Consider the following 21,785-nt stretch of genomic DNA (forward strand, 5'->3'; position numbering starts at 1 on the left):
TCAATAAACCTTCTCTGGTAACCCTCTGGATCTTCGAATCCAACTGGTGATGCGCCACACGTAGTTCATCGCCAGTGCATAGCAAATAAAGCAGCTAAGAAATGTAACAAACATGATTGGTTCACTAATTCCAACCAGCTCGCCATAAATACCAAAGCCCGCGAGTAGGCTTGCAAATGAGCAGATGACTAATAGCGTTTGGCGTGAGCTTAAACCTAAGCGTTGGAAAATATGGTGTAAGTGCTCTCTGTCTGGTTTGAAAGGGGAGTGACCACGCCTCATTCTGCGGATCATAATAGCAGCCATGTCCATAAGAGGGATGGCGATTAGCCACAGTGCAGTGACTGGTCGAATCGCATTGGTTAGTGGTTCTTGGCTGGCACCGAGTAGCATCCAAATCACGGTAAAGCCGATCATCATACTACCCGCATCACCCATAAATACCTTTCGCTCTCGTCCAAAGATACCTAAGTTCATGCAAATGTAAGGCACGATCGCAGCGATAAACACCAAGCACAAATACGCCAGCCCATACTTACTCTCAACATTGAGTAGTACCGCAATTCCGGCAAAGGTTACGATAGCAAGCCCGCCAAGTAGCCCGTCAATACCATCGACCATGTTAAATGCATTAATAGCTCCAATTACGGCAAAAATCGTCACAACTGGCGCAAGAATACCAAAGTGCATCTCACCAAAGCCAAATATATCACCAATATTATCCAGTTTAATATCAGCAAATTCGATCATAAATATCGATAGGGCGGCTTGAACGATAAGTCGAATCTTAAAGCTAATATCAAATTTGTCATCAAGAGCACCAACCACGATCAATACCGCTAAACAACCAATGAATAAATGGCTGTTAGTAATCACTTCTGGCTTGGCAGTAATAAATTGGGCAATAGAAAGAAATATAGAAATACCACCGACTAGAGGCACGGCACCAATATGGTGTTTTCTTTCATTGGGTTTGTCGACTAAGCCAATCGTTCGAGCAACTTTCCGCATTAAGAAAAGTGAGGCGAACGAAAAGAAGCTAACAAAAGATAGCTCAACTAACATAAGGGTTTCTAGCCAAAAGGTTTTTTATAATGTTGGCTAAAAATTATATGATAATCGCACATGGTTGTATATGAAACTAGGCTGATTATTCCAAATGTCCGACAAAAATAATTATTAGTTTACATTACCTAACAAGATGTAATTTGATGGCTTCTACGATGGTAAAGAGGATGTTGGCTTATAATTTATATAATCATTGCAATTTATAAATTTAGAGCTAACTTTAAAGGTTAGCTCTAATAAATTTTAGCAGTGATAACTCGATTATTTCACACTGCTTGGTCTTTGGCTCCATTGCGAACGAGCGTCAGTTTGATCAAATAGATAATATTTTCTATTTAACATTTGCCCGCCATCGCGCGTAATTGGCTGCCATGAAATTTTTGCTCGATTGGTGCTTGGTTTTACTGTCATTAAATCAAACGGAATAGAGACGTAAAAACCTTTGTTGTAACTGCCTTCACCATACTCTTCTTCTGTTAAGTCGGTTAGCGTCGCGTATGCCCCGACAATCACTCCGGATTTAAATTGCTTAGAAAAATCCACTCGCGCGCCAATATCACCACCTAAGAATTTACCAGCACTGACTTTAAACAGCGTGCTTTCAAGTAACTTCCATTTTGGCATGTAGTAGCCGGTGATGTGTCCGGTTGTGCCTTGGCTAAGCACATACGCTTGGCACTGTGGGGTACGGTCGTTACAAGCTTCTTCGTCATAGAAGAAGTAATCCTCACTGTAAACGCCAAACCAAGAATCTGGGTCACGTTGGCTTATTAGGTTGGCATCTAATCCTATTGCCCAGTTTTTGCCTAATGGACGATACAACACTTCACCACCGACACCAGCAAACATGGTTTCTAAATAGCCACCATACATTTGGGTATAAATAGCTTCTGCTGGTTGCTCAAACCAAGTTAACTGTAAGCGGTTTAGGCGCAGTGGTTCATCCACATAAGCGCGGAACATAGTTCGAACCCGCGGTGTTGCGTAGTTGTGCACGTGAGGTGAGTTCTCTACGTAATTAAATTTGTCGTAGTTATCCACTAGGTTTAAGTAAACCGAGCCAGCTAACTCTAAGTTATCATTGAGCCAGTAGTTCGACTTTGCGTTTAAACCAATGCTGTATAGGTAAAAGCTTTCCGGTGCACCAAGAGTCTGGCTTAAGACGGGTTCAACCCCGTATCCCCAACGCTGTTTATTTTGCGCTAGTGTAGTGGCTGAACTCGAAGTTGCATTTGGTTCACCGTTTGTAAAGCTCTCTTCTACCTTCGCGTTAATACCTATATGGTTGGCAGCGGTTAAGTATTCATTGCGGTCAATGCGCGTTTCAATCAAAGGCATACCATCTTGCTGCTCGATTACCACAAAGCTATCGATTGAGTCGTTACTGTTATTGGAGAGAATCGCTGCCGTTCGGTCTAAGGCTTCATTTCTATCGCGGTATTTGGTTTGTTCGCCAGTCACAACAAGCGTTGTACCATCTTGGCTGATGCTGTTTTGCTCATAACCCGCATTGTTTTCTATGTGCTGAGCGACTTTTTGCCAGTTGGTGTCGGTTACTGAGGGGCGAAGCAAAGCTTGCGGCTTTGGCTCATCTCGCCAAATCGCACTCATCTCGTTGAAGTTGGTGTAGAGGTTAAAACCAAGGGTGAGGGTATCACCCCGCTGGTAGCTAAGTTTGGCATCCCCCCAGTCACCTAAACGGTAGTTCACGCCAAAGTTTAATGGAATATGTTGTGGCATCGCTTTGCCACCACGAATAACCGGGAAGTCTTGGCTGTAGTCGTTGCCGTCGTATTCGAGTTTTAAGCGTAAAGGCTGATACGGGGTTTGGTATTCAATGCCACCAAACAGGGAGGCAGGTCCTTTAAACCAACGTTCATAGTCGACGCTACCGCCAGTACCTTTATAGTCGCTAGGGCGATTGCAGTATTTATCACTGGCTTTACAAAATGGGTTAGTGATTGAGCCGCTTTGTCCCAAATAGCCCCAGCCCAAACCTAGGGTAAAATCGAAATTACCAAAGCGTTTACTTGCCGCAATATATTCAGCATCAAAAAGTCCCGTACCGCCAAAGTCGCGTACACCAATCGAGGTTTCTGGTAACCAGTAGCTTTCTTCGAATAAGCGAATTTTAAAGTCGATACCTTTATCGGTATATAAGTTATCACCGCTGTATTCGTCATCATTACTAAAATAAAGATCAGGTACACGGGTATAGCGAATGGTGGTTTCTAGCCAACTCATTAGCTGTAGCGAAACGTTATAGTGATGGTAGTCATCATTAAAGCTAACGCCGACATTAAATTCGCCTTCATCGGCCATGCGTGCCGTTGGGGTTTGGATTAAGCCAGTGCCGCCAAAGTCAGTTTGTGAAACCTGCCATGTTGAATCTGCATAAGCGTTGCTTGCAGAGAGCGCGCTCAATGACGAGAGAATTAAAGTAAATTGACGAATCTTCATTGGGCGTTCTTTCTCATGGTGATTAGTGTGACGATTTGCTCTTCCAGTTTGATAGTTTCTGCCGAGTCAGAATTCGAGCCTAAGAAGATCACGCTATTCGGCGTCAGTTGAATATTTTCATTGTTCCACAGCGCGTAACCGGCGCGGACAAAGTGACCATCAGGGTAAATGACCCATGCATAACTTGGGTGAGCATTATCAGACTCGTTTACTTGCTGGATGTAATCGCTGAGTGATGAGTCGGCTTTGAATTTCAGTGCTTGTGGCTGCTTAACTAACCCTTCAATCGAAATGGTTGCTGAGCGCTTGGTTGTAATTAGCTCCAAGTTGCCACTGAGCATTGGGTTAGCGCTTGCTTGAGAGCGAATTACGTCAAAATCTAAGTTGATCTGCTCGCGATAACCTACCTGCCAGTTGGTTACTTGTTTTATAAGAGATTGTTTGTCTTTATTATCATTCAATTGCTGATCAATTTGAGTAAGCACATTTTGCTTCAACTTTTCTGCTTGAGTTTGTTTATCAAGGTTGAATAACTGGTTTGCTAGCGGAAACTCAAGCGGAGAGGTTGCTTTACTGTGAGTGACTGCGTCATTAAATACCTGTTCTAAGCGTACCGGTTGTGGGTAACTTAGCGTGATTTGCTCTGCAGGTAGCAGGACCGACAGCTGGTTTTCTGCATGAGTGATTGGCGAGAGCAGTAAAGTGAGTAGCGCCACAGCACCCGTTTTTAAAGTTGCAGAAATGGGTCTGTTTGTCTTAGTGGAAAAAAGCTTCATTTAAATTACCCAGCAAAAGGTTTGAGTACTTCAATTTCAATAAATAGCTGCTCAGGTATTAATGATTGAGCGCTTTTGACTACGTTACCGTTTTTATCTACCCAGTAATCGCTTTGCATTGTTTGGTGACCATTGAAGCTAATGATTTCACGCACTTGAGTGGTCGGTTTAATCCATAACAGAGAGGAGGTGGTATTAATACCCACTGGAAAGCTTTCTATTTGGGCAGATTCGCTAAAGTGATAACCCGGTTGCCAATCGTATTGTGCTTGCCAAGTTTTTACTTGTGAGTTTGGTGCGGCAAGATTGTTTGATGCTTGAATATTGACTAAGTTGGCTTCAGGTAAGGCGGTGGTTTTTACAATGCGACCATTTTCGGTAGTGATGATGGCGCCATCAGAAGACGACCACTTCAGTTGTGGGTTGCCAGTTACTGGGTTGGTATCAACCAGTGCCAGCACCATAAAAATTTTTGCACCATGATTGATACGTGCATAAATGCTGGCGTATTCGAGTTCTGCCACTTGGGCTGCTGTCATGTTAACGTCGTTAAAACCAAAAATTGCTTCATTGAGAGTGGCGTTAACATCTTGGAATTTTTGTGAGCAGCCAACGAGTGAGCCAAGTAATAGAACGAGGAGAATTCTGCGTAGGTAAGTCATTAACTCTTCCTGAAATGAACCAAGAAATTATTTTTAAGCTGACAGTAATTGATTTGTCAGTAACAGCTAAAAAAACACCCTTAGCAAGGCTAAGGGTGTTTTACTTATACAGTTTGATTACTGAGCAGTACCGTCATTAGTACCATCGTTATCATCAGAAGCTGCCACTGCAACTGCTGCTACTGCTACTGCTGCGCCAACCGCTACTGCTGTTGTTGTCGCTACGCCCGCTGCTGCTGCGCCTGCTGCTGCTGTACCACCAGCTGCCGCGCCAGTCGTTGCACCTGCTGTTGCGCCAGCTGTCGCACCTGCAGAACCGCCAGCACTTGCACCAGCGCCTGCACCAGCTTCTACTGCTGCGAATGCGTTAGTTGAAGCACCTAGCGCGACTAACATTGCTAAAGCAATATGTTTCATGGGTTATTTCCTTGTAAATTTACAATTATTCACATCGATGTTGGAATGTTAAGCATTCCGTTTCTTATTCTATGTGACATTTTTTAAACAGTAAAATGTTTAACTCACTGTTTTTATTAATTCCAAATGTTTAGTTCAAAATTAATAAAATGGGTTTAGCTATCACTCTTATAAGCATAGTTGTAGTAACCGTAGCCATAAGAGCTCGATGCTTTCTTCTCGACCGCGTTTAAGATCACGCCTTTTACTTCGATGCCGGCTTTTTCAAAGCGATCGCGTGCCACATCAATCTCTTTTACCGTGTTTTGCCCAAAACGAGCCACCATCAGTGTTGTGCCCGCAAGCGCGCCGACAATGCTCGGGTCTGTCACCGCCAGTACTGGTGGCGTATCCACAATCACGAGGTCATAGTCGTTGCTTGCCCAGTCTAGTAGCTCTTTAAAGCGGTTATGCATTAGCAGCTCTGATGGGTTAGGTGGTACTTGCCCGCGGGTAATGATATCGAGATTTTCTACAGGTGTTTTCTTAACTGCGTTTTCTCTAGCGATCTTGCCTGATAAGAAATCGGATAAACCGTTATCCCATTGCAAGCCAAAGGTTTTTTGTAGGTAGCCTTTACGCATGTCGGCATCAATCAAGAGTACGCGTTGCCCGGTTTTTGCAGCGACTGCAGCAAAGTTGGTTGACACAAAAGATTTACCAATGCCCGGTGCCGGACCTGAAATCATCAACACATTGTTTTGCGCTTCCATCATTGCAAAGTGCAGGCTAGTGCGCAGACCGCGTAGCGCCTCTACCGACAAATCAGCAGGGTTCGCTTCCGCAAGTAATTGCATTTGTTCTAGATTGCGTTTTTGCTTCACTTTACCAAATAGGCTTTCTTGCATTTCTGAGCGTGGAACGCTGGCATAAACCGATAGACCAAGCTGTTCAATCTCATCTGGGTTTTCAACCCCGCGATGGAAAGCGGCTTTAACCAACACAAATGCCACACTTAACATGCCGCCAAGTAGAGTCGCTAGCACTGCAATTAATGGTTTTTTTGGTTTAACTGGGTTGGCATAAGTTTGCGCCGCATCAAGAATGCGCACGTTACCTACTGTGCCAGCTTTAATGATATTCAGCTCTTGTACTTTGTTTAGCAGTTGAATGTAGATTTGTTGGTTTACTTCTACATCACGCGTCATTCGCAGAATTTCACGTTGCGTCTTAGGCAGTTTTTGTACTTGCTGGTTTAAACGCTCTTTCTCTGCTAACAGTGTTTGACGCTTATCGAGTAGCGAGCGGTACGCTGGGTGATCTTTGGTAAAGCGTTGGCTAATGTCACTCTCTTTAAAGGTCAGTTCATTAAGCTGCGCTTCTAGCTCAACCATGACTTTCAGCGTTGATTGCGCCTCTAAGCCTAAATCGATAGATTCATTTTGCTGGCGGAACGCGTTAAGCACATCTTCAGAGGCGGTAAGGTTAGTCTTAATCTCTGGTAGATGCTGTTTTAAAAACGTTAAGCTTTGCTCCGCTTCTGCTGAGTTGCGTTCAACATTCTGTAAGAAGTAAGTTTGGCTAATATGGTTAAGAATCTCGCTGATCAGCACGCGATCTTCGCCTTCAAAGCTTAGGCTCAAAATACCTGTTTGTTTGCCGCGTTCGCTAATAGCTAAGCCTTGCTTGAGCCATTCAATGGCTTGCAGAGGGGTGCGTTGTGCAACGTTAAACTCAAAACCATCATGAGATTGTAAGTCCGTTACAAATAGCGTGTAGCCATCTTTTTGTGCTAGCTCACCGGCTTTACCTTCAAGTACTATGCGCTCATCTTCACGCACCAGCTGGTAAGTTTTCTGCTCAGCGTTGGTGACAATTAACTTGTGACCCATAACTTGAGCAAAGCTTGGCGTTTCATAGCGGCTAATACTAATTTGGTTTACGTCACCAGATAGACGAGCAAATCCTTTACCAATCAATGGCAAGTAATCTGGGGTGGCTACCGTGGTGAGGTTAAATTTCTCAACCGTATCACCTAAAATCATGCGTGATTTGATGATTTCAATTTCAGTTGTCGCCGAAGACTCTTGCGAGAAGAGTTCACCCATGTCGCCAACCATGGCAGAAATTCCGCCCGAGCTTTTCTGCTCAATTTGAATCAGTGCATCCGCTTTGTAGATAGGGGTTGATAGCAGTGCTACTGCTACGCCGATACAGGCAAATAGCGCCGTTACACCCATGATTAGCCATTTGGCATCTAACAAAATGCCAAACAGTTTACCCAAATCGATCTCATCAGAATTATGCTCTGATGCTTGTCGTGTCTGTTTTGTTGTCATAATAAATTTAGCAATTCTTTAGTAGTTACAGCTTTTTAGCCCAAGCTTGAGCTGACTCTTCAATTAGCTGGTAAGCAAATTCGAACGCCTCACGGCTTTGACGGTACGGGTCAGGAATATCTTTTTGCCCAATCCACTGACCAAATAACATGGTTTTGCCACGCGCTTCTGGGGCAATTGATGTCAGCGCTTCAATATGGCCTTTTTCCATCACTAGGATCAGATCGTATTGAGCACACAGTGCCGAGGTCAGTTGTTGTGCTTGATGTGAGCTCAAATCCACACCGTGCTCTTCTGCCAATAGGGTTGCGCTTTTATCCGCAGGTTTGCCAACTAAGCCACTTTTCTCGGCTGCGATACCCGCAGATGCGACATGTTTTTCTGGTAGCAGTTGCTGCAATACACGTTCACCAGTAGGTGAGCGGCAAATATTACCGACACAAACGACTAAGATTTTATTAAACATTGTTTTCGTCGCCCGACCGCTAACCAGTCAGGCGCTCCATTTATTAAATAAGTATTGATTTAATTGAGCTTCTAAGGCCAGTTACGCACGCGTAGTACGCCTTCGGTGAGCTCGTTAAAGCCGGTAATTGTTGGCAGCAATTGCGCGATCACGCGGTTCCAACGCACGATTGGTGCTGCTGTTACATAGACAATGTCGTAAGGCTTTAGATCAAACTCAGTACCAATCACCAAGGCAGAAGCATCGTTAATATCAAGTTGGTAGATATCCGCCATATGCTCGGAATCATCAGCAGCCGTGCGAATAACAAATACACCGGTTGCGTCCGCAGAAAGTTGGTTAATGCCGCCTACGCTACTTAGTGCTTCGGTTAGGCTCATACCTGCGCGATCCATCTTAAGCAGTTTAGGATCGTTCACTTCTCCCATGACAAACACTTTCTGCGTATCGTTACGTGGCACATGCACAATATCGCCCGCTTGTAATAAGCGGTTTTGCTTTAAATCACCACGCTGCATCAAAGCATATAGAGAGAGGTTCTCTTCCGTGCCGTTGCGAGTTAGGGTGACATTGCGCCAATCGGCATTTTCTGCCAAACCGCCAGCGCGGTTAATCGCATCTAGTAGCGTAAGCGGAATGTTGCTGATTGCTTGTTGCCCAGGTTTGTCTACTTCACCGGTGATATACGCTTTTTGTGAGCGAAATGCCGCTACGCTAACATCTACTTGTGGGCTTTCTAAAAAGCGCGCTAAACGTTGAGCAATCTCGGTGCGAATTTCACGCACAGTTTTACCCTCAACTTCTACCGTGCCAATGTACGGATAGAAAATGCTGCCATCAGCATGCACCCAGTTACCAGATTCCGAAGCACTGCGGTAAGAGCCTGCCGGAATCGTCAACTCAGGGTGGTCCCATACCGTCACGTTAAGGATATCGCCAGGACCAATGCGGTATTCATAGTTGGCAATTTGCTGGTCTAACTCAGGGTTTGGCTGAGAGATAAACTTTGGCGCGGTTGATAGGCGACCAACGGTTTGGGCGGTTAAAGGGTAGAGGTTGATATGCCCTGACAGTGATGATTCTTGAGAGGTGTCAGGTTCAACTAAATTTTTATTATCGGTCGATAAGTGAGAGCCGGGAGTTGCACATCCTGCTAGTAGGGCAGGTATGGCGATCGTAAGCAAAAGCTTTTTGTTGAATTTCATGTTCGCTAAATCATTTGTAGTTTTGGCTTACAACGCTGATTGTTGTAGTTATAAAAGTCAGAGTAAAAAGCACGTGCCAAACTGTAGTGTAAAAACTACGCGCTCAACTGTTTGCGAGGCGCGAGATGTATTGTTTGTATTGGGTTTTCTTTGCCAGAAATGACCGATCTAGAAAAGATAAACTTGTCGATTATCCACGCATTTTCATAAGACCGCAATTGCATTAAGGGTAATTATGAACCGAAGCGTAAACAAACTCTCTAAAAACATGAGTCTCTAGGAATTTTCTTACATAAAACCGTTAAGTTTTAATGACTAATCTGCACGGAGTAAACTTACAATTTACTTAAATTCGTGGTTAGCAAATTTGTCAGCGCATAATGTAACCCAGCTGTTAAATTGCGCAATGGTGTTGCACGAAATTTGTGCAGCGTACCGTGAGTAATGTGACCTTGCTCCGTTTCTCTCATTGGCTGTTTACTATTCATTGAATTGTTACTTCGAGCATTTATCTGCACATGGTCGATTTGTTAGCGACTGCTTGCGCGATTCCTTGAATGAGCCCTTGAATCAGTCATTGAACGAGCCCTTGAATTATTCCTTATTTATCCGCATATACTCTTTAATAGCGAATTTTAAAAATAAGAGGCCCTACTCGTGACTACCATCGTATCTGTACGTCGAAATAACAAAGTTGTCATCGCGGGTGACGGACAAGTATCACTAGGCAATACCGTCATGAAAGGTAATGCGCGCAAAGTACGCCGTTTGTACAACGGTAAAGTGCTGGCGGGTTTTGCTGGTGGTACAGCAGACGCATTTACTCTATTTGAGCGCTTTGAAAGCAAGCTGCAAATGCACCAAGGTCATTTGACTAAAGCGGCTGTTGAGCTCGCTAAAGATTGGCGTAGCGATCGCGCACTGCGTAAGCTTGAAGCTCTGCTTGCGGTCGCTGATGAAACAGCATCGCTGATCATTACTGGTAACGGTGACGTGGTGCAGCCAGAGCACGATCTGATTGCGATCGGTTCAGGCGGTAACTTTGCTCAAGCGGCGGCAACAGCGCTACTAGAAAATACTGAGTTAGACGCGCGCGAAATTGCGGAGAAGGCGCTAACCATTGCTGGTGATATCTGTGTATTCACCAATCACCATCACACTATTGAAGAACTAGAAATTCCAGCAGACAAAGCTGAATAAAACCAAAGATAGTGTTCGTAGGAATTTAAAGGAATTTGATTATGTCTGAAATGACTCCACGTGAAATTGTTCATGAATTGAATCGCCATATCATTGGTCAAGATAAAGCAAAGCGCTCAGTAGCGATTGCGTTGCGTAACCGCTGGCGTCGTATGCAGCTTGAAGAGAGCTTGCGTGCCGAAGTCACGCCCAAGAACATTCTGATGATTGGTCCAACTGGTGTAGGTAAAACTGAAATCGCGCGTCGTCTAGCAAAGCTGGCGAATGCACCCTTTATCAAAGTGGAAGCGACTAAGTTTACTGAGGTGGGTTACGTTGGTAAGGAAGTGGAAACTATTATCCGCGACCTAACCGATGTTTCAATTAAGATGACACATCAGCAAGCGATGGAAAAAGTAAAATTCCGCGCAGAAGAGCAAGCGGAAGAGCGCATTCTTGATGCATTGCTGCCGCCAGCACGTGATGCTTGGGGTCAAAACCAGCAGCAAGAAGAAGGCAGTTCGAATACTCGTCAAATCTTCCGTAAGAAATTGCGTGAAGGTCAACTAGACGAGAAAGAGATTGAAATTGATGTCGCTGCGCCACAAATGGGCGTAGAGATCATGGCGCCTCCTGGTATGGAAGAGATGACCAACCAGCTACAAAGCATGTTCTCAAACCTTGCTGGCGATACCAAGAAAAAGCGTAAGTTAAAGATCAAAGATGCACTTAAAGCGCTGGTTGAAGAAGAAGCGGCTAAGCTTGTGAATCAAGAAGAGCTGAAAGAGCAGGCGATCTACAACGTTGAAAACAACGGTATCGTGTTTATCGATGAGATCGATAAGATCTGTAAACGTGGTGAGAGTTCAGGTCCTGATGTATCACGTGAAGGTGTACAGCGTGACTTGCTGCCATTGATTGAAGGTAGCACGGTTTCAACTAAGCACGGCATGGTAAAAACCGACCATATTCTGTTTATCACCTCAGGTGCATTCCAAGTGGCGAAGCCATCGGATTTGATCCCTGAACTGCAAGGTCGTCTACCGATTCGTGTTGAACTAGAAGCGCTTTCTAGCCATGACTTCAAACGCATTCTGACTGAGCCTAAAGCATCATTGACTGAGCAGTACATTGCGTTAATGAAAACTGAAGAAGTGGATGTTGAGTTTACTGAAGATGGCATCGTGCAAATCGCTGAAGCTGCATGGACGGTAAACGAAACCACTGAAAACATCGGTGCGCGTCGTCTACATACCGTGATGGAGCGTTTGATGGATGAGATTTCATTTGAAGCAACCGATAAATCAGGCAGCAAGCTGGTTATCGATGCTGCTTACGTGAAAGATCGTTTAGGTGAGTTCGTTGAAGATGAAGATCTAAGCCGCTTTATTCTTTAATTCCCCGAATCGAAGTTTGCTAGCCCTGCCATTTGGTGGGGCTTTTTTGTGCATTTAGAACCATAACAACCACCCAAAACCATACCAATTTCATCGTCGCTAAGATATTTTTTATACAAATTTTTAACTCAGAGAAATTGACCGCATATTAAGGGGTTATGTGGCAAATTATAGATAATTTAATAGCTTAGTTAGTGACTTGTGCTGGTTGTCGGTGTGCAATTTGTAAAAAGTGTCTGTATGATACATCGCCTTTGTGATCATTCTCACGCTCTGGATGAGTTGTGAGGGAAATACGCCTAACCCGTTAACGCGGGCCAAAAAAAGCGAGACACTAATGTCTAAAGGCACTTTGGCGGCAGGACTTTCCTGCGTTTCTGAAGCTGATTATTCATCTTCATCGTTTACTGCAGACAGTAAACCTTCTATCCGCTCCCAACTGGAGCTGTCTAACCCTGTGCTCTGGTTAAGTGGCACTTTTCTTTCTCTATTTGTATTGCTGGCTCTACTTGATACCGAGCTTTTGACCTCTTTGGTTAATACTGGCTTTAGCTACGCGACTCAATGGTTTGGTGGCTACTGGCAAATCCTTCTTTTTGCCAACTTTGTGATAGGGCTGTTTATCGCCCTAGGTCAAACAGGCTACGTGCGTTTGGGCGGTTTAGCCAAGCCTGAACTTGAAACCTCGAAATGGCTATCGATCGTATTGTGTACGCTGCTTGCTGGTGGCGGGGTATTTTGGGCTGCGGCAGAACCCATTGCCCACTTTGTTTCGGCGCCGCCGTTTTATAGTGCCAATGATAGCTCGATCAGCACTCGAGATATGGCAATCAACGCACTATCGCAGTCATTTCTGCATTGGGGCTTCTTAGCTTGGGCCATTCTGGGTTGTTTATCTTCAATTGTGTTGATGCACCTCCACTACGATAAAGGCTTGCCACTTAAGCCGCGCACTTTGCTTTACCCAATCTTCGGTCAGCGTGCGATTCATGGCTGGCTTGGTGATACCATTGATGCGTTGAGCATCATTGCGGTTGCTGCCGGCACAATTGGTCCGATTGGCTTTTTGGGCTTACAGATCAGCTACGCGCTCAATGCGCTATTTGGTCTGCCGGATCAGTTTGAAACCCAAACGCTGGTGGTTGTACTTGCGATGGCTTGTTATACCCTGTCGGCGCTGAGTGGTTTAAGCCGAGGCATTCAGCTTGTTAGCCGCTACAACATTATCCTTTCACTGGCATTGGTTGTATTTATTCTGGTGGCAGGACCAACCAGCTTTATCATTGATGGCTATATTCAAGGGGTAGGGCGCATGGTCGATAACTTTGTCCCGATGGCGCTTTATCGTGGTGATACGGGCTGGCTAAGCTGGTGGACGGTATTTTTCTGGGGCTGGTTTATTGGTTACGCGCCGATGATGGCAATTTTTATTGCCCGCATCTCCCGTGGACGCACCATTCGTCAATTGATTCTGGCGATCAGCATTGCCGCGCCATTGATCACCTGTTTCTGGTTCAGTATTGTCGGTGGTAGCGGATTAGCCTTTGAGTTGGCTAACCCAGGCAGTATTCAAGCAGGTTTTGAAGGCTTTAATTTGCCGGGGGCGCTGCTTGCTATCACCGAGCAATTGCCGTTCCCAATGCTGATTTCGATTTTGTTTTTAGTCTTAACTACCACCTTCATTGTCACTACCGGTGACTCGATGACTTACACCATCAGCGTGGTTATGACAGGTAACAGCCAACCAAATGCGTTGATTCGTGCATTTTGGGGTTTGGTGATGGGAACAGTGGCGATTGTGCTGATTTCAATGGGTGATGGCGGCATCTCCGCGCTGCAATCTTTTATTGTTATCACGGCTGTGCCGACCTCTTTCATCATTCTGCCATCGCTGTGGAATGCGCCGAAAATCGCGCAGCAAATGGCGAAAGAGCAAGGTCTGATTTAGTTAATTCTGTGATTGAATAGATACAAAAATCCCCCAGTTAATCTTTTAAATTAATGGGGGATTTATTATTTCAGAGTTTCAGCGTGGAACTTAGATCATAAAGATAAAGATCACTGATAGCGCTGAAATTAGACCCGCAAATGCGTAACACAAAACTTTGCCTACTACGCCTGCGTGGATTTTCAGATCGTGCATGCCGTGGTGCAAGCGGTGCATCGCATGCCACATTGGTAGTGAGAGGGTGCCGATAATAAACAGCGCACCAATCCAGCTAGTAGCAAACTCAGCTACGCGTTCATAGCTTAGTGCGTCAGCATCAATGATGCCTAGCGGCGCTAAGATACCCAGTACTAACACAGTAATTGGCGTGATCATCGCAAACCAAGTACCGCCCGCGCCAAATAGGCTCCACCAAATTGGCTCATCTGAACGAGCAGGAGAACGGTCAACTTTATAATTGGGTTTCATACATTGCTCCTTATACAACGATCAGAACAACCAAAGAGATAAACGCTACCGCTGCCCATTGAGCAAGTACGATCAGCTTTTTCTCTACTGGTTTGCCTTTGATACGAATTGGCATTACTTGTGGCATCATGCTAAAGAAAGTTTGTGCATGCAGTAGGCTACCTGCTAGTGCAACGATGTTGATCGCTACGACTAAAGGGTTTGCCATAAACTCTAACCAACCTTGCCAAGCTTCTGGACCTTTGACTAACGCGCCTAAACCAAAGGTTAGGAACAGCGTAAATAGGATCAGAGGCAGTATTGTTGCTTCACGCAGCATGTAGAAGCGGTAGAAAGGGCTACTTTGCCACCAAGTACGTTTCATCTCACGTACATAAGGTTTACGGTTACTCATACTAAGCTTCCTCTTTCACTGGTTTGCCGTCAGGCTTAAGCATCGCAATCACGAAATCCATTGAAGACTCGACTTTGCCTTGGTTAACCGCGCCTGCAGGATCGACGTTTTTCGGACATACTTCAGAACAGTAACCAACGAAGGTACAGCCCCAAGCGCCGTTTTTGCCGTTGATCAGTGCCATACGTTCGGCTTTACCATTATCACGGCTATCTAGGTTGTAGCGGTGTGCAAGGGTGAGTGCTGCAGGACCAATAAACTCAGGGTTTAGACCGAATTGCGGACACGCTGCATAACACAGACCACAGTTGATACAACCAGCAAACTGCTTGTATTTTGCCATCTGTTCAGGCGTTTGCAGGTTGGTGCCATCTTCAGGTTTACGATCGTTACCAATGATGTAAGGTTTAATCGCTTCAAGGCGCTCGATAAATGGCGTCATATCAACGATCAAATCTTTCTCGATTGGGAAGTTTGCTAGAGGCTCAATCTTCACGCCATCAATGTAGTCACGTAGGAAGCTCTTACACGCCAGTTTTGGTACGCCGTTAACCATGATGCCGCAAGAGCCACAGATTGCCATGCGACAAGACCAGCGGTAAGCCAGATCTTTATCCAGGTTATCTTTCACGTAGCCGAGTGCATCGAGCACTGACATTGTTTCATCAAACGGCACTTCAAAGGTTTGGAAATGCGGCTCTGCGTCTTTCTCTGGGTCATAACGCAGGATGTCTACTTTTTGAATACGATGTGCTGACATTATGCTTGCTCCTCTGCGCTTTCCGCTGCCGCTTTCTCTGCTGCTTTTTCTTCAGCCGCTGCCTTCTCAGCCGCTTCGCCATATAGACGCGCTTTTGGCTGTGACTTAGTGATGGTGACATCGCTGTAGTCGATAGCTGGCGCTGCATCCGTTTGGTAGAAAGCCAGAGTATGCTTAAGGAAGTTCACGTCATCACGCTCTGTGCAGCCGTCATCTAGACGTTGGTGCGCACCGCGAGATTCTTTACGTAGGATTGCTGAGTGAACCATTGCTTCAGCCACTTCCAGACCGTAGCCCACTTCGATTGCGTAAAGTAGGTCAGTGTTGAACACTTTGCCTTTATCTTTAATGCCGATCTTTTTGTAGCGTGCTTTCAGCTCAGTGATCTTTTCGATCGTCGCTTGCATCAAATCTTCTTGGCGGTAGATACCACAACCCGCTTCCATGGTGTGACCCATTTCCGTGCGGATATCTGCCCAGTTTTCATCGCCTTCTTGGTTCATCAGCGCTTCAATGCGAGCTTCAACTGCTTTCACTTGTTCTGCGATTGATTCGTCATTCCAGCCTTTGAATTCTGCTGCGCGTTGTACCGCGTGTTCACCAGCTACGCGACCAAATACCACAAACTCAGCCAGTGAGTTTGAGCCAAGACGGTTCGCGCCATGCAAGCCAACAGAAGCACATTCACCAACGGCAAATAGACCCTTGATGCGCGTTTCACATTGACCGTTGGTTTCAATACCACCCATGGTGTAGTGAACCGTAGGGCGAATTGGAATCGGCTCTTTTGCTGGGTCTACGTTGACGTAAGCTTTGGCAAGTTCACAGATAAATGGTAGACGCTCTTGCAGGTACTCTTCACCTAGGTGGCGAAGGTCAAGGTGCACGACATCACCCAGTGGGTGTTTGATGGTGTTGCCTTTTTGCTGCTCGTGCCAGAATGCTTGAGAAACTTTGTCACGTGGACCCAGTTCCATGTATTTGTTCTTCGGCTCGCCAACAGGGGTTTCTGGTCCCATACCATAGTCTTGCAGGTAACGGTAGCCGTTCTTGTTAACGATGATACCGCCTTCACCACGACAACCTTCGGTCATCAAGATGCCGGTGCCAGGTAGACCGGTTGGGTGGTATTGCACGAATTCCATATCACGCAGTGGTACGCCGTGGCGGTAAGCCATTGCCATACCGTCACCCGTTACGATGCCGCCGTTGGTGTTGCAGTGGTAAACGCGACCTGCACCGCCGGTTGCCAGTACTACAGACTTAGCTTTGATGGTAACCAGTTCACCTTCAGCCATATGGATAGCGATAAGACCTTGCACTTCACCTTCGTCAACCAATAGGTCAACCACGAAGTATTCGTCAAAACGTTTGATGTTTTGGTACTTCATTGAAGTCTGGAATAGGGTATGCAGCATGTGGAAGCCGGTTTTGTCGGCTGCGAACCAAGTACGTTCGACTTTCATACCGCCAAAGCGGCGTACGTTTACTTCGCCATTTTCTTTACGACTCCAAGGACAACCCCATTGTTCCATTTGGATCATCTCGCGAGTCGCATTCTCAACGAAGTATTCAACGACATCCTGTTCACATAGCCAGTCACCACCGCCAACGGTATCGTTGAAGTGATTGTCTAAGCTATCTTCATCCTTGATAACTGCCGCTGAGCCACCCTCTGCCGCGACTGTGTGGGAACGCATTGGATAAACTTTAGAGATCAGAGCGATTTCTAAGTCCGGGTTTGCCTCTGCCGCTGCAATAGCAGTACGAAGACCAGCGCCGCCAGCGCCGATGACTGCGATATCTGTGATGATAGTTTGCACAGTTATCCTCCAGTGTGTAAGTGCAGCCTATAGCCGCTTTGTTATAGTAATAGAGTAGGTGCAGTCGGTTACTTTCTAGCCTAGGAAGAACGTGCTACACACGACTCAAAAGTGTTACAAACAGTGTAAAATAGGGCTACGGGGTAAAAATTGATTTGACCCATTTTTTACTCCGGTAATGAACTTGTGGGCATACAATTTATAGGATATGTGAGGCTAATCACGGCGCGCTATTCGCAAGATGAAGTTGCGAAATTGCGCTCTGTTACATGGCTGTGAACACAAGTTTGAATCACTGATAATTTGCATTATCAGCACGTTACGGATTGCTATTTCAAAGCTTGTGATTGGGATCTGGATGAGATTCAAAACGCGCTCAGACGCCTCAATCGGTTGGCTAAATACTTCTTGTGATGGGTATGGTATCTTCCCCGCCCATTGATTGGTTTGATAAACAAGGTAGCAAGATGAACTGGCAACCAACCGCATCGATTGAACTGCTTAAACAAAGGGCTGAAGTGCTCAGCCAAATTCGTCACTTTTTTTCTGAGCGTAATGTACTTGAGGTCGACACCCCTGCGATGAGTCACGCCACGGTGACTGATATTCACCTGCATACTTTTCAAACCGACTTTATTGGTCCGGGTTATGCCGATGGCAGCAAACTGTTTTTGATGACTAGCCCTGAGTTTCACATGAAGCGTCTGTTGGCGGCGGGTAGTGGTTGTATCTACCAAATCAACAAAGCATTTCGTAATGAAGAGAACGGTCGTTACCACAACCCTGAGTTCACTATGCTTGAGTGGTACCGCGTTGGGTTTGATCACCACAAGCTTATGGATGAGATGGATGCTCTGCTGCAGCTTGTACTCAAAGTAGGGCAAGCCGAGCGCATGACTTACCAACAAGCTTTCATTAATGTGCTTGGTGTGTGTCCACTAGAAGGTTCAATGCAGGCGTTAAAGCAAGTAGCGGCTAAGCTAGGCTTGAGTGATATTGCTGAGCCAGAGCAAGACCGCGATACCTTATTGCAACTGTTGTTTAGTATTGGTGTTGAGGCAAAAATTGGACAACAAGTGCCAGCCTTTGTGTATGACTTCCCAGCCAGTCAAGCGGCATTAGCCAAGATTAACCAAGCAGACTCGCGCGTAGCAGACCGTTTTGAAGTCTATTTTAAAGGGATTGAGCTAGCTAATGGTTTCCATGAGCTTGATAACCCTGCTGAGCAACTGGCGCGTTTTGAGCAAGACAATGCGAAACGTATTGAGATGGGCTTACCCACACAGCCAATTGATTACCATTTGATTGAGGCATTGAAGTCTGGCTTGCCGGAATGTGCAGGAGTTGCCCTTGGCGTTGATCGTTTGATTATGCTCGCACTCGGTTGCGATCATATTGATCAAGTGACAGCCTTTCCGTTTCCGATTGCTTAAATGAAACAGCCCAGCGTTGCTGTAATGCCGATCAGTTAAGAAATTTGTGAGATCATTTGACCGATCCTCAAAAGGCTTCAAAATCCGATATTAGGAAACTAATATCGGATTTTTTTATGTCTTTAGAAAGCCAACTTGCCAATACTTTTCGGTCATGTAATACCTTCCACCACTTTGATAAATACTCTGACATTCTTAGTCCAGAGCTTATCCAGCAAGGTTTTGAGCAAGCTGGTGTAGCAACCGTTAGAAGAAGACGGTTACCTTTAGAAGCCGTACTTTGGTCCGTTGTTGGAATGAGTCTCTTTCGTCAACAATCTGTTTGGGATATTGCTAACCAACTCGATATTGTCTTGCCAGACAAACAACGTTTTGTTGCACCAAGTGCAGTTGTTCAAGCGAGACAGAGATTAGGCGAAGAAGGTGTAAAGCAAGTCTTTAAGAAGATGGCTGCGCATAGCTATCAGTCGTCTAACTTCGAAACTTGGTGTGGACTAAACCTTCTATCTGTCGATGGTGTCGTTTGGAGAACGACAGATACACCCGAAAATCATCAAGAGTTTAAAGCGCAGCGCAATCAATCATCTGAGAATATTTACCCTAAGGTCCGCATGGTTTGCTTGATGGAGCTTACAAGTCATCAGCTAATCGATAGTGCATTCTCTGACTATCGCACCAGCGAAATGCGGCTCGCAGAAGAGCTTATTGAACAAACGCCAGATCAATCACTGACCATTTTTGACAAAGGATATTACTCTTTAGGGCTGCTTAATCGCTGGAACAAAGTAGGTCAAGAAAGGCATTGGATGCTCCCTGTGAGAAAAGACTTTCAGTATGAAGTTGTCCATAAATACAGTCAGAGTGATGCTATCGTTGCTATAAAAACATCACCTCAGGCAAGGAAGAAGTTCAGTGACCTGCCTGAGATAATAGAAGCAAGGTTGGTATCGAAAGCCATTAAAGGTAAGGAGTATCAGGTTCTTACCTCAATGCGTGATGGGTTGCGCTTTCCCGGAGAAGACATTGTAGAGCTCTATCGCTATCGTTGGGAAATCGAATTAGGCTATAGAGAAATGAAGCAAACCTTGCTTGATAGTGAGTATACATTGCGAAGTAAGCGCCCAGATATGGTTAGACAGGAGCTCTGGGGGATTTTGCTAGCCTATAACCTTATAAGGCAGGTTATGACAAAAGCGGCGAGCAAGTTAGATAGCGTTTGGCCGAACCAATTAAGCTTTACGAGTAGTGCCATGGCTGTGACTCAATACTTTGCAGCTTTACCTTTAACGAGTCCAGGGAAACTCCCTAAACACTATGAAGTGCTACTACAGCAAATATCCATGTTTATCCTACCCCCCCGAAGAGAAGATAGAAGTTATCCTCGTTGGGTGAAACTGAAACCCAAGAAATATGCGACAAATAGAAAAAATGCCAGTCAGCTTAACTGACTGGCATTACAGCGTTGCTGGGCTGTTTGCTATCAATTTACACTGCTGCGATACATCTGTAGTTCACTACCCATGATTGCAATTCTGCGTTCTTTGTCATCGGATGGCATTGAAATAAAGCCGTTGACGTCATTAAAGTTTGCAGGGCTAGAGGAAACTAACTCTTCAGGGTTAATACTCCAAGAAAGGAAGTGTTCCACTTTTGCTTGTGAAATTTGGTCTACTTTGGCGAGAGAAATTTCCACTCGGTCGCCTGTTGTAGGAGCCAATCTTTCACTGCTGCTTTGCATTAGGACTTGTTCATTTTTTGCTGAAGCTAAGATGGTTTGATAAAAACTACGACTAGAGTTAGTTGTCTGAGAGCGAATATGAGTTCTTTGTAAATCTACTTCGCTATCATCGAAACTTGCGCTTGAAACACAGAAATCACCGATGGTACAGCTTGAGCTAATATTGGTCGCAAGAGCGGTTAGTGTTGGTGCTGCAATCGTTGTTCCGTTTGTTTCCACAGGAGCAAAAACTTTACCTGCCCAATTATTGTTGTCACTAATAGTCAAATTTAAAGACCATTTTTTGATATCTGAGTTGCCATCGATGACGCTGTACTCTTGGTCGAGGGCGTAAATTGGTTGCCAAGTATAGATATGGCTGCCAATGTTCGCATCGATTCTGCTTGAAGCTGTGTTGGATAATGTACCCAGAGTTAAAGCATCAAGGGTGGGGGTTAGAATGTTTTGATCAGTTGGATTGCCACTTATTGTCCCTGTATCTGCAACGTTGTATACGCTGCTACCATTCATGATTGCATAGTGGGTTAGGTCAGTTGCTTGATTTGCTGCATAAGAATTAAATAGTGTCACTAACACTTTTTCTTGGGCAGGGAGTGGGGACTTCACTGGAATCTTAGCTGCAATATTATGCCCATCTACGGCATTGTCTATATAGCTTGTTTGGTAGTATTGAGTGCTACCGCTAACTTGATCGACTTTAACTACGGAAGCCACATTGATATTAGCCGTTGAGAACTGCTCACCTTTGTAACATGTGTAAGAGTTAGAGAACTGGCGAACATTCAATGTCATATTGCTCAGTAAATCTTTTTCAACTGCAAACATATACACATCATTGTTACCACCGATTGAGCCGTCAATTTCTTCTAATGAGACAAAGCCATCGTCTGGAACGGATGCGCTATCAATGACAACTTTACTGCTGCCATTGGTATTGATGGTAGACTTAACGGAACCATCAGGGTTGTGGATCAGGATATTGAAGTTATCGGTCGCTTCATAGACAGCAATTACGTTACCAGTACTTGCTACAGTTCCCAGTGTTGCACAGCCAGAAGCTACGCTGCTCTCTGATTTTAGGCTAACGATCTGCCAAGTATATTTTGGTGCCGAAGGAACTGACGGCGCTGAATTGCCGCTGCCGCCTTCAGAGCCGCCGCCGCAGCCGGTTAGTAGGGCAGGTATAGCGAGTAGAGCCGATAACTGAGCTGATTTCATGTGAAACTGATTCCGTAATTTACCATTTTTTGTCTTGCTAGCAAAAATCGAACCA

Annotated in this window: 18 protein-coding genes; 5 read left to right on the forward strand and 13 right to left on the reverse strand. The window is 45.2% G+C overall.

The annotated features are described in order from the left end of the window. The 8 genes from wecA to GZN30_RS14040 form a co-directional block, all read right to left on the reverse strand. Nucleotides 1-1,065, reverse strand: coding sequence for a UDP-N-acetylglucosamine--undecaprenyl-phosphate N-acetylglucosaminephosphotransferase (wecA, locus tag GZN30_RS14005; protein WP_075651661.1), 1,065 nt, complete (start codon nt 1,063-1,065; stop codon nt 1-3). Between the two features lie 264 nt (nt 1,066-1,329). Continuing rightward, the gene (locus tag GZN30_RS14010) at nt 1,330-3,528 is read right to left on the reverse strand and encodes a YjbH domain-containing protein (RefSeq protein ID WP_075651663.1); all 2,199 of its coding nucleotides are present in this window, start codon (nt 3,526-3,528) and stop codon (nt 1,330-1,332) included. After that, a complete protein-coding gene (locus GZN30_RS14015; protein ID WP_083627204.1) occupies nt 3,525-4,304 on the reverse strand; it encodes a capsule biosynthesis GfcC family protein in 780 nt (259 codons plus the stop codon). Before GZN30_RS14015 ends, GZN30_RS14010 begins: the two co-directional genes overlap by 4 nt. 5 nt (nt 4,305-4,309) lie before the next feature. Beyond that, nucleotides 4,310-4,966 carry a YjbF family lipoprotein gene (locus GZN30_RS14020; protein WP_075651665.1) on the reverse strand — a complete coding sequence of 219 codons (657 nt, stop codon included), beginning with the start codon at nt 4,964-4,966 and terminating at the stop codon, nt 4,310-4,312. A 117-nt stretch (nt 4,967-5,083) separates the two neighbouring features. Further along, complete coding sequence (locus GZN30_RS14025; protein WP_075651667.1) at nt 5,084-5,383, reverse strand: hypothetical protein; 300 nt, start codon at nt 5,381-5,383, stop codon at nt 5,084-5,086. A 155-nt stretch (nt 5,384-5,538) separates the two neighbouring features. Continuing rightward, nucleotides 5,539-7,701, reverse strand: coding sequence for a polysaccharide biosynthesis tyrosine autokinase (locus tag GZN30_RS14030; RefSeq protein WP_075651669.1), 2,163 nt, complete (start codon nt 7,699-7,701; stop codon nt 5,539-5,541). A gap of 25 nt (nt 7,702-7,726) precedes the next feature. Beyond that, nucleotides 7,727-8,167 carry a low molecular weight protein-tyrosine-phosphatase gene (locus GZN30_RS14035; protein ID WP_075651671.1) on the reverse strand — a complete coding sequence of 147 codons (441 nt, stop codon included), beginning with the start codon at nt 8,165-8,167 and terminating at the stop codon, nt 7,727-7,729. Nucleotides 8,168-8,238: 71 nt separating this feature from the next. After that, a complete protein-coding gene (locus GZN30_RS14040) occupies nt 8,239-9,372 on the reverse strand; it encodes a polysaccharide export protein (RefSeq protein WP_075651673.1) in 1,134 nt (377 codons plus the stop codon). A 657-nt stretch (nt 9,373-10,029) separates the two neighbouring features. Between GZN30_RS14040 and hslV the strand changes: the two genes are divergently transcribed. The 3 genes from hslV (at nt 10,030) to GZN30_RS14055 (ending at nt 13,896) form a co-directional block, all read left to right on the forward strand. Next, nucleotides 10,030-10,572 (forward strand): ATP-dependent protease subunit HslV, encoded by a 543-nt coding sequence (gene hslV / locus GZN30_RS14045; protein WP_075651675.1) that lies wholly within the window; start codon nt 10,030-10,032, stop codon nt 10,570-10,572. Between the two features lie 41 nt (nt 10,573-10,613). Beyond that, nucleotides 10,614-11,948, forward strand: coding sequence for an HslU--HslV peptidase ATPase subunit (hslU, locus tag GZN30_RS14050; protein WP_075651677.1), 1,335 nt, complete (start codon nt 10,614-10,616; stop codon nt 11,946-11,948). Between the two features lie 337 nt (nt 11,949-12,285). Further along, nucleotides 12,286-13,896: a BCCT family transporter gene (locus tag GZN30_RS14055; RefSeq protein WP_075651679.1), complete on the forward strand. Its 1,611-nt coding sequence runs from the start codon at nt 12,286-12,288 to the stop codon at nt 13,894-13,896. A gap of 90 nt (nt 13,897-13,986) precedes the next feature. On the opposite strand, the gene frdD is transcribed toward GZN30_RS14055, so the two are convergent. The 4 genes from frdD to frdA are packed head-to-tail and all read right to left on the reverse strand — an operon-like array spanning nt 13,987 to nt 17,341. After that, a complete protein-coding gene (frdD, locus tag GZN30_RS14060; protein WP_075651681.1) occupies nt 13,987-14,364 on the reverse strand; it encodes a fumarate reductase subunit FrdD in 378 nt (125 codons plus the stop codon). A gap of 10 nt (nt 14,365-14,374) precedes the next feature. Further along, nucleotides 14,375-14,758 carry a fumarate reductase subunit FrdC gene (gene frdC, locus GZN30_RS14065; protein ID WP_075651683.1) on the reverse strand — a complete coding sequence of 128 codons (384 nt, stop codon included), beginning with the start codon at nt 14,756-14,758 and terminating at the stop codon, nt 14,375-14,377. Nucleotide 14,759: 1 nt separating this feature from the next. Beyond that, nucleotides 14,760-15,518 (reverse strand): succinate dehydrogenase/fumarate reductase iron-sulfur subunit, encoded by a 759-nt coding sequence (locus GZN30_RS14070; protein ID WP_075651685.1) that lies wholly within the window; start codon nt 15,516-15,518, stop codon nt 14,760-14,762. Further along, nucleotides 15,518-17,341, reverse strand: a complete 1,824-nt coding sequence (frdA, locus tag GZN30_RS14075) for a fumarate reductase (quinol) flavoprotein subunit (protein WP_075651687.1) — start codon at nt 17,339-17,341, stop codon at nt 15,518-15,520. The genes GZN30_RS14070 and frdA overlap by 1 nt, the downstream gene beginning before the upstream one ends. Nucleotides 17,342-17,808: 467 nt before the next feature. Between frdA and epmA the strand changes: the two genes are divergently transcribed. Both epmA and GZN30_RS14085 read left to right on the forward strand, forming a co-directional pair. Beyond that, on the forward strand, nt 17,809-18,774 hold the full coding sequence (epmA, locus tag GZN30_RS14080) for an elongation factor P--(R)-beta-lysine ligase (protein WP_075651689.1): 966 nt from the start codon (nt 17,809-17,811) through the stop codon (nt 18,772-18,774). A gap of 116 nt (nt 18,775-18,890) precedes the next feature. Further along, nucleotides 18,891-20,222: an IS4 family transposase gene (locus GZN30_RS14085; protein ID WP_075649976.1), complete on the forward strand. Its 1,332-nt coding sequence runs from the start codon at nt 18,891-18,893 to the stop codon at nt 20,220-20,222. Nucleotides 20,223-20,254: 32 nt separating this feature from the next. Here GZN30_RS14085 and GZN30_RS14090 read toward each other — a convergent pair whose 3' ends face one another. Further along, nucleotides 20,255-21,730 carry a hypothetical protein gene (locus tag GZN30_RS14090; RefSeq protein ID WP_075652213.1) on the reverse strand — a complete coding sequence of 492 codons (1,476 nt, stop codon included), beginning with the start codon at nt 21,728-21,730 and terminating at the stop codon, nt 20,255-20,257. Nucleotides 21,731-21,785: the final 55 nt, after the last annotated feature.

It is taken from the genome of Vibrio ponticus, assembly GCF_009938225.1.
Classification (GTDB): domain Bacteria; phylum Pseudomonadota; class Gammaproteobacteria; order Enterobacterales; family Vibrionaceae; genus Vibrio; species Vibrio ponticus.